The organism is Wolbachia endosymbiont of Madathamugadia hiepei, assembly GCF_013366855.1.
Taxonomy (GTDB): domain Bacteria; phylum Pseudomonadota; class Alphaproteobacteria; order Rickettsiales; family Anaplasmataceae; genus Wolbachia.
Map to the genome: position 1 here is coordinate 1 of NZ_WQMP01000071.1, position 5,268 is coordinate 5,268.

Below are 5,268 nucleotides of genomic sequence, written 5' to 3' on the forward strand. Positions count from 1 at the left end.
TGCATTGGGTAACCTCCTATTGTTGCTAAAATACTGGAGTTTACCCTATTTCTCTCTCTACTCTCTTTCTAATCCATAGTTAGCGTTTTATGGGTAAGGTTCACAACTGCATGAAAATTGTGACTTGAGCCTACCAGGAGGGTGTCATGAAAGTAGCCCTTCGTTGTCATCCAAGTAGCCCCTTCTCCTGCCATCCCAGCTCCTCCTTTTCTTGTTATTCCAGTGCTTCCTTTTTTGTCATCCCAGTACTTGATACTGGGATCCAGTCTTTCCATAATGATTAAAATGTTGTGTTTTAAATTAAGATTAGCTACTTTCTATGTTCATAAAATTAGTTTGCTTGCTCACAAGCAAACTTTCCTGGATTCCAGCGTCACGCGCTGGAATGACACCACTTGTTGTAAAAACAAATGTTCGTTCATAGATTGCAACTAGCTATAAATATTTAAGAAATTTACTAAATGGAGAAAAAAAGCAAAAGAAGCCCTGGTCAATACCTGTTCAAAAATATTGGCATCTTTTTAGCCTTAAACGCTGCAATTTAGCTGCTTTTAAACTACAACTAACTTTGACTTAAGCGTTAAGAAATTTACCAAGCAGAAAAAAAGGCAAAAGAAATCCCGTGGTAGAGGTTGCTCACTCTCTAATCCTGCAAATTGGCGTATACTGTCTTGAATGACTTATAAGCGCGTTTCAGCTTGTATAGGCAAAAACCTAGAAGTCTAGGTGAAATTAATAAAGACACGAGGTGCACATAGTGCAAAAAATTCAACATAAGACGCCAACCGTGATACTTTCGTCGTTTAATCTGCACAGATTGAAGCTAAATGAATAGCTCGAACTTTATGATAAGGGTAACGGCAAAAGTTGTCAAGTAGTTTTTTTAGTTCTGTTTCTAGGCCAGTGCTGGGTGACGAGAAATAAAAGTCTACATACTTATGGCAACCTCTTACCTCCGTTCAAATAGTTTTTCAATATCACTTAGTTTCATTTCTATATAAGTTGGCCTCCCATGGTTACATTGTCCCGAATATGGTGTCTTTTCCATTTGCCTCAGCAGTTCATTCATTTCCTCCAATTTCATTTTTCTGCCAGCTCTAATTGATCCATAACAAGCGATAGTGGCCAATATTTTGTTCACTTTATCTTCTATTGGCAGTATATCTTCTATTTCCGTTAATCTATCAACTATATTTATCAGCATTTCTTTTACGTCTACTGTGCCCAAAATCGCAGGGATTTCCTTTACTACGACCTTATTTTCTGATTTGATTTCAATGTCAAAACCCATTTCGAAAAGCTTACTTTTATAAGTTTCAACCATCTCCATTCCAACTTGGTTTTTGATTTCAACCGCTTCAAGAAGTAGTAATTTTTGTCTTTTTATACTTGATTTTTGTTTTAAGCACTCGTATACTAGCCTTTCATGTGCTGCATGCTGATCAACTATAATCAATTTGCCTCTAGCCTCAGCAATAATATAAGTATTGTAAACCTGGCAGCGTGCAAACCCGAGCGGGTGGCTCTCTATCAAATCAATTTGTTCTCTTTCTAGAACTATAGTCTCCGTTTGTGGTGGGGATTTCTGCATACCAGTGTAATCAAACGATTGTGACTGTTCCGACAGGCTTTTCACTCTTTCACTTGGAAAAGCAAATTCTTTCATCAGTTGACTTTCTAAAGGATTTGGCCTCCTTTCATAAAATTCTTTTCGATTTTCTGCTTCTTTGCTTTTTCCACTATCAATAAGCTCATCATTCCCTTTGCCAGCATCAAAAGACGAACCTTCCTTAAGCTCCTCTGTTATTCCAGCATCACTCGTTGTAAAGCTGCCTATTCTCGTTGACAATGCCTTAATTAGCCCTCTTGTAACTATTTCATATATTAGTCTCTTATTTTGAAATCTTACTTCTGATTTATTTGGATGCACATTTACATCTACTTGATCATATGGCACCTCCAAATGCAACGCTGCAAAGGGATACCTATCGTTTGGAACAAAATCATGATATGCGTACCGAACCGCACCAACAAGTAGATTGTCTTTTATTGGCCTTCCATTCACGAATGTATAAATCATATCAGACTTACCTCGATTAATGGTCGGTTTGCAGACGTGTCCTGTCAGTTTGATGCCGCTTTCTTCTTCATTAACCTCCAGAGAATTATTTTGAAATTCTTTTTCTATTTCACATAGTCTACTAAACAACGAGGTTTGTTTGGCATATTTCAGGAGCTTTTTATTACCTGAAGTGAGGGTAAACCCTATACGATAGTTAATCATTGCTAGGTTACTCATAATATCAACGATGCTTTGAGTTTCTGCTCTTTCGGTTTTTAGAAATTTTAGCCTATTTGGAGTGGCAAAAAACAAATCTCGTACTTCAATATATGTGCCTTGTGATAAAGAGTAAGGCATAATTTCCCCCACCTTTTCTCCACTCTCATACCTTATAGACCACGCTTCACTTGCTCCTCCTGCTCTAGACGATAACTTTATCCTACTTACTGCTGCTATCGAAGGCAGAGCTTCTCCTCTAAAGCCAAGATGCTTGATTTCTATTAATTCACTATCGCTTAGTTTTGAAGTAGCATGACGCATAAATGCAAGTTCTAGATCATTCTTTTCTACTCCATTTCCATCATCTATCACGGTGATAAGATTGCGCCCACCACTCTCTATTTTGATCTCTATTTCTGAACTTCCAGCATCTATTGCGTTTTCGACTAATTCCTTCACTACGCTTGCTGGTCTCTCAATTACTTCTCCTGCTGCTATACGGTTTATAGTTTTTGTATCTAAAAGAATTATTGCCATAAATTTATCATGAACCCGGTTTTTCCTTTACTCCTTTGGTCTGTTTCTCTCTCCATTTTTTTAACTTACCTGCAGTTTCACTGTTAGAAATTGACAATATAGATGCAGCGGTAATGGCAGCATTATATGCTCCACTTTCTCCTATGGACATTGTTGCAACCGGTACACCTTTTGGCATTTGCACTATAGACAATAGACTATCCAGCCCGTTTAGTTGCCTACTATGTACAGGAACGCCGATAACAGGTAAATAAGTAAGCGACGCAACCATACCAGGTAAATGAGCTGCTCCCCCTGCACCAGCTATAATAACCTTAAAACCTTTTTCTTGTGCAGATTTAGCGAAATTGAATAGCCTTTCTGGCGTTCTATGTGCAGATATTATAAATATATCATACAAAATTCCCAGCTCTTTTAACATATCAACAGCATGAGCCATAGTGCTATAATCCGATTCACTTCCTATAATTACAGCAACATCTTTTCTTATTCCTGCCATATTCAACATAATTTTATTTACTAACTAAATAGTATTTCAGCTAAAAAGCAACAAATATTTGAGTTACATTGAATATAATATATAGCGTTCTTGTTAAATAGAGATTTGAGCAAATATCTATTTTACGGTATATAGATATAAACTTCTTATGTAATATGAATTTACAAAATGACTATTTTAGCCTTGCAATTGCCATTCCTCTTACTATGAATAATTTTTCTAGGTAAAACAATAATTAAGATTAAAATAAACTTGATAAAAATATTAACATACAATCTATTTAAAGCTTTATATATTAATATCTATAATTATTTAGTACAAACTATATGATATTAATACTTTGAGATATCAAATTTATGTTGTAATGTCTTACAAAGTTTTTGATAGTGAGTGTAAAAGGATTATGGAAATAATAATATCATTAGACAATGGTTTGTGCTTTGTAGAAATAAAAAAGGAGTCACTTAGCATAATTAGCAAATTTATAGAAAAAAAAGGTTGGACTCAAGCCCAGGCAGCAGAAATACTAGGTGTTGACCAGCCAAAGATATCACAAATTAAAAATGGCAAAACAGATGGTTTCTCTCTAGAGCGATTGTTAGGATTCCTCAAAAAATTAGGCTTTGGAATAACAATTATCATAACAGAAAACCAAGCAGTAAAATTTGAAGAAGAAAAGGCAAAACATGAAGCTGAATCTCAATAGAGAAGTTGACATTTTGTTTTTTGTGATACAGTATAAAACTTATTAAGGTAGTATTTTATGGCTGAATCTGTTATAGAAAAATGCACAGGGCGAGTGAATAACCGTTTTAAATTAGCTCTATTGGCGAGTCAGAGGACACATGACTTGAATACAGGGGCAAGTAGTCCAATTGAGGCAGCTAAGTTTAAAGGTCATAAGAATACCATCATTTCTTTATACGAAATAGCAGAAAGACAGGTAGATACTCGTGAATTATTTAGCCTTTTGGTCAGCAGATGCAAAGAGTATATGAAAGGAAATATGAGTAATGCTTATAGCAGTAATACGAGTAAGCTAGAAAAACTACTAAATTTTTCTGATGACCAGTTTAACATAGATTCCGATGTGGATCAAGAAAGTGTTGATATTCAGGATGACGAGGTAGAACCCGAAATAGACGATCAAGACAGTGAGGAAATAGATGATGAAGTAGATAATGAAGAGTAGATCGAGCAGAGTACTACTGAAGTTTGTAATTTATAGATGACCTACGTTACTGTTTATATGCTGCTACTTTGTATTAGTGTAATGCTATACCGTATAGTATCCAAGCTAAGCGATATTTACGACAAGGTGCTAGCATTTAACAATTTTTCGACACAAGCAGTTTTACTCATAACAGCAATGTCGATTATTCTGAACAATTTCTTTTTGCTTGATATAGCACTTTTGTACGCTAGTATTAGTTTTGTATCAACTATAGCACTAATGAGATTAATGTTGCTTTGATAATTTATGATAGGACCTATTTTCATATTCTTAGGTATTTGTTTAGTAACCATTTCAACCATAGGGACAATCAGATTCCCTGATTTTTATACTAGGTTACATGCAGTAGGTATAATAGATTCCAGCGGCGCGATGTTATTGTTGATTGGTTTTGCTCTGCAGAATGAATTTTCAATCAATACTGTTAAAATAGTGTTATTGATCCTTATAGTATGGATAGCTAACTCAACTAACAGCTATATTTTAGCGTGCACTTATTATAAAAGTAAGGGAAAAACTATTAAAGAAGGTTAAGATGCTAGTCTCTGTGAAAAAAGTTTATCATGAGAAAATAAGGAAAGATGTAGCAAAAACTGGTAGTTTAACTTAGCTAAAAATAGAGAAACACCAAATGGCATATTATATAAAAGAAGGAAATTGAAAACAAGTTTTTAGTTTTTTGAAAAGCGTGAAAGGAATACACAGCAAGAGCAAAGA

General features: G+C 35.0%; 7 protein-coding genes. 4 read left to right on the forward strand and 3 right to left on the reverse strand.

The genetic code is table 11. The annotated features are described in order from the left end of the window. Nucleotides 1-68 precede the first annotated feature (68 nt). The 3 genes from GO685_RS03250 to purE form a co-directional block, all read right to left on the reverse strand. Nucleotides 69-275, reverse strand: coding sequence for a hypothetical protein (locus tag GO685_RS03250; RefSeq protein WP_175937553.1), 207 nt, complete (start codon nt 273-275; stop codon nt 69-71). Between the two features lie 674 nt (nt 276-949). Further along, a complete protein-coding gene (mutL, locus tag GO685_RS03255) occupies nt 950-2,818 on the reverse strand; it encodes a DNA mismatch repair endonuclease MutL (protein WP_175937554.1) in 1,869 nt (622 codons plus the stop codon). A gap of 7 nt (nt 2,819-2,825) precedes the next feature. Beyond that, on the reverse strand, nt 2,826-3,317 hold the full coding sequence (gene purE, locus GO685_RS03260; protein WP_175937559.1) for a 5-(carboxyamino)imidazole ribonucleotide mutase: 492 nt from the start codon (nt 3,315-3,317) through the stop codon (nt 2,826-2,828). A gap of 403 nt (nt 3,318-3,720) precedes the next feature. Here purE and GO685_RS03265 point away from each other — a divergent pair, with 403 nt between their 5' ends. The 4 genes from GO685_RS03265 to GO685_RS03280 all read left to right on the forward strand — a co-directional run bounded on the left by GO685_RS03265 (nt 3,721) and on the right by GO685_RS03280 (nt 5,085). Further along, on the forward strand, nt 3,721-4,023 hold the full coding sequence (locus GO685_RS03265; RefSeq protein ID WP_175937555.1) for a helix-turn-helix domain-containing protein: 303 nt from the start codon (nt 3,721-3,723) through the stop codon (nt 4,021-4,023). Between the two features lie 57 nt (nt 4,024-4,080). Beyond that, nucleotides 4,081-4,509, forward strand: a complete 429-nt coding sequence (rpoZ, locus tag GO685_RS03270) for a DNA-directed RNA polymerase subunit omega (protein ID WP_175937556.1) — start codon at nt 4,081-4,083, stop codon at nt 4,507-4,509. 177 nt (nt 4,510-4,686) lie between these two features. After that, nucleotides 4,687-4,791, forward strand: a complete 105-nt coding sequence (locus tag GO685_RS05585) for a monovalent cation/H+ antiporter complex subunit F (RefSeq protein ID WP_232503159.1) — start codon at nt 4,687-4,689, stop codon at nt 4,789-4,791. Between the two features lie 6 nt (nt 4,792-4,797). Further along, nucleotides 4,798-5,085: a monovalent cation/H(+) antiporter subunit G gene (locus GO685_RS03280; RefSeq protein WP_175937558.1), complete on the forward strand. Its 288-nt coding sequence runs from the start codon at nt 4,798-4,800 to the stop codon at nt 5,083-5,085. Nucleotides 5,086-5,268 lie beyond the last annotated feature (183 nt).